This window comes from Variovorax sp. 01T439_2 (assembly GCF_056398445.1).
Genome location: NZ_JBFTPJ010000771.1, coordinates 1 through 2,886, shown reverse-complemented (window position 1 = coordinate 2,886; position 2,886 = coordinate 1). Strand labels below are relative to the sequence as shown.

Annotated in this window: 3 protein-coding genes; all 3 read left to right on the top strand. The window is 65.3% G+C overall.

The window, feature by feature from the left end; translation table 11 throughout:
• The coding region (locus AC1DOC_RS27480; RefSeq protein ID WP_478130900.1) for an extracellular solute-binding protein at positions 1 to 672 on the top strand (672 nt) is incomplete at its 5' end.
• A gap of 89 nt (positions 673 to 761) precedes the next feature.
• The gene (locus AC1DOC_RS27475) at positions 762 to 1,862 is read left to right on the top strand and encodes an ABC transporter ATP-binding protein (protein ID WP_478130899.1); all 1,101 of its coding nucleotides are present in this window, start codon (positions 762 to 764) and stop codon (positions 1,860 to 1,862) included.
• A complete protein-coding gene (locus tag AC1DOC_RS27470) occupies positions 1,859 to 2,722 on the top strand; it encodes an ABC transporter permease (RefSeq protein WP_015865590.1) in 864 nt (287 codons plus the stop codon). The genes AC1DOC_RS27475 and AC1DOC_RS27470 overlap by 4 nt, the downstream gene beginning before the upstream one ends.
• Positions 2,723 to 2,886: the final 164 nt, after the last annotated feature.

Below are 2,886 nucleotides of genomic sequence, written 5' to 3'. Positions count from 1 at the left end.
CCCCAGGAACTGCTGGCCTGGTGCAAGGCCAATCCCAACAAGCTGATCTATGCACGGCCCGCCAACTCCGGTCCGGGGCGCACCTTCTTGATGGGGCTGCCCTATCTGCTGGGAGACAAGAACCCTGCCGACCCGATCAATGGTTGGGACAAGACCTGGGCCTACCTGAAGGACCTCGACGCCTGCATCGAGTACTACCCCACGGGAACCGCAGCCGTGATGAAGGAACTGGGCGAAGGCTCGCGCGACATGACGCTGACGGTGACGGGTTGGGACATCAACCCAAGGGCGCTGGGCATCGTGCCGAAGAACTTCCAGGTGCTGCCCTTCAAGGGCATGACGTGGGTCAACGATGCGCACTACATCGTGATTCCCAAGGGCGTCCCGCCGGAGAAGCAAGCGGTGGTTCTCGACCTGATGGCTTTCCTGCTCAAGCCGCAGCAGCAGGCGATGACCTATGACAAGGGCTACTTCTATCCGGGCCCGGCGGTCAAGGACGTGCCGCTGTCGCTGGCACCCAAGGACAGCCAGGACGTGATCAAGGAGTTCGGACGGCCTGACTACGACAAGTGGCTGGCCCAGTTCCCTCATGCCGTGCCGCTCGAGCCCAAGGCCATGGTCGATGCGTTCCGCCGCTGGGACCAGGACATCGGCACCCGCAAGACCAAGTGATTCGCGGCGCGCACTGCGCGCCCGACCGATGCCGCAAGCGGCCATGTGGGCGCTTGCAGGCTGCTTCTTTTCCAGGATTGCGTCTCTCCATGACTTCAGACTTTTCCGAGTTGCGCCTCGATGGCGTCACGCGCCGCTTTGCCGCGGGCAAGGGCGTGCAGAGCTTCACTGCGCTCAATGCCTTGACCATGACGGTCAAGCGCGGCGAGTTCATCGCGCTGCTTGGACCCTCGGGCTGCGGCAAGTCGACGGCCCTCAATTGCCTGGCCGGGCTGCTGCCCTTGACGGATGGAGGCATCTGGCTCGACGACACCCGCATCGATGTACTGCCGCCTGAAAAACGGGGCTTTGGCATGGTGTTCCAGAACTATGCGCTCTTTCCGCACATGAGCGTGGCGCGCAATGTCGCGTTCGGGCTGGCGATGCGCGGCGTGCCATCCGCCGAGTCGGCGCAGCGCGTGAAGCGGGCGCTGGACCTTGTGCAGCTGAACTCGCAGGCGCACAAGCTGCCCGGCCAGTTGTCCGGCGGACAGCAGCAGCGGGTCGCGATCGCCCGGGCGATCGTCATCGAGCCGCCGCTGGTGTTGATGGACGAGCCCTTGTCGAATCTCGACGCCAAGCTGCGGCTGGAGATGCGCGCCGAGATCCGGCGCATTCACCGCGAACTGGGACGATCGACGATCTACGTCACCCACGACCAGGWCGAGGCGCTGTCGCTGGCCGATCGCGTCGTCGTCATGAAGGACGGCGTGGCACAGCAGATTGCCGAGCCGCAGCGCATCTACGCGGAGCCGGCCAACCTGGACGTGGCCCGCTTCATGGGCTATCGCAACCTGGTGGAGCTGGACGTGCGCTCGGAGGGCGGCGCGTCGGTGCAGCTCGCCGGCAGCGGCCTGGCGCTCAACGCGCGGGCGATGCAGCCACTCGCCAGCGGCAAGGCGATGCTCGCGATCCGGCCCGAGGAATTCGACGTCGTCTCTTCACCGGTGGACAACAGCTTTGCCGCCCGGGTGCTCAATGTCGAATACTGCGGCCACGACAACATCGTCGACGTCGAGGTGGCCGGCGGGCTCAAGCTGATCGTGCGCACGACGGCGCGCCTGCGGGTCGGCGATCCGGTCATGCTGGCCATTGCGCCGGACAAGGCGCTGGCCTATCCCGTCGATGCAGCCGCGGGCATGGTGCCATGAGCAGCGCCAGCCCGTCTTCGTTCGACCGGTCCCTGCTGCTGCTGGTGCCGGCGACGCTCTTCATGGTGGTGCTGTTCGTCTATCCGTTCCTCTACGGCTTGCAGCTGTCGTTCCATCCGATGGAAGGCAACTGGCTGGCGAACTACACGCAGTTCTTCACCACCGGCAACCTGCGCGACACGGTGTGGACCACGCTCAAGCTGGCCATTCCCGCCACCGTGATCAACGTCGGCGCGGCGCTGCCGATCGCCTATCAGATGCGCCGCAGCAGCCGCTTCCAGAAACTGATCACCACGCTGCTGGTCATTCCGTTGACGCTGGGCACCGTCCTGATCGCGGAGGGCATGCTCGGCTACTTCGGCCCCAAGGGCTGGCTGTCGCAGTCGCTCCAGTGGCTGCACATCTACGAAGGCCCGATCCGGCTGACGCACAACTACTGGGGCGTCCTGATCTCGCTCGTCATCTCGGGTTTCCCGTTCGCGTTCCTGCTCACGCTGTCGTACATCACCGGCATCGACCCCAACCTGCCACGCGCTGCCTCGACCCTGGGCGCAACGCCGTGGAACCAGTTCCGGCATATCTATCTGCCGCTGCTGGTCCCGGGGCTGGCGATGGCCTTCGCGCTGTCGTTCGTGCAGGCCTTCTCGGTGTTTCCGTCGGCGGTCCTGCTCGGGTCGCCGGCCGGTGCCACCCGAGTGATCTCGATCGCGGCGTACGAGGCCGCCTTCGAGCGCTACGACTATTCCATGGCTTCGGCCGTCGCGATGCTGATGGGCGTGGTGCAGCTGTTCGTCGTTGCCGCGGTCCTGGGCGCGCGCGGGATGTTCTATCGGGGCCCCGTCTCCGGCGGCAAAGGTTGACCATGGATACGCATCGCCTGCTGATGAAACTCTGGAAGTCACTGGTTGCACTGGTGATGGGCTTCTTCATCGTCAATGTCGCACTCATGGTGGCCGCGGTCGGCACCAGCTCGGTGGCCCGCCGCTGGCTGGGCACCTGGCTGCCCGATGGCTACACGTTCAAC

Coding starts and splice junctions, on each gene's coding strand:
- AC1DOC_RS27470 (WP_015865590.1), top strand. CDS start 1,859: ATGAGCAGCGCCAGCCCGTCTTCGTTCGACCGGTCCCTGCTGCTGCTG.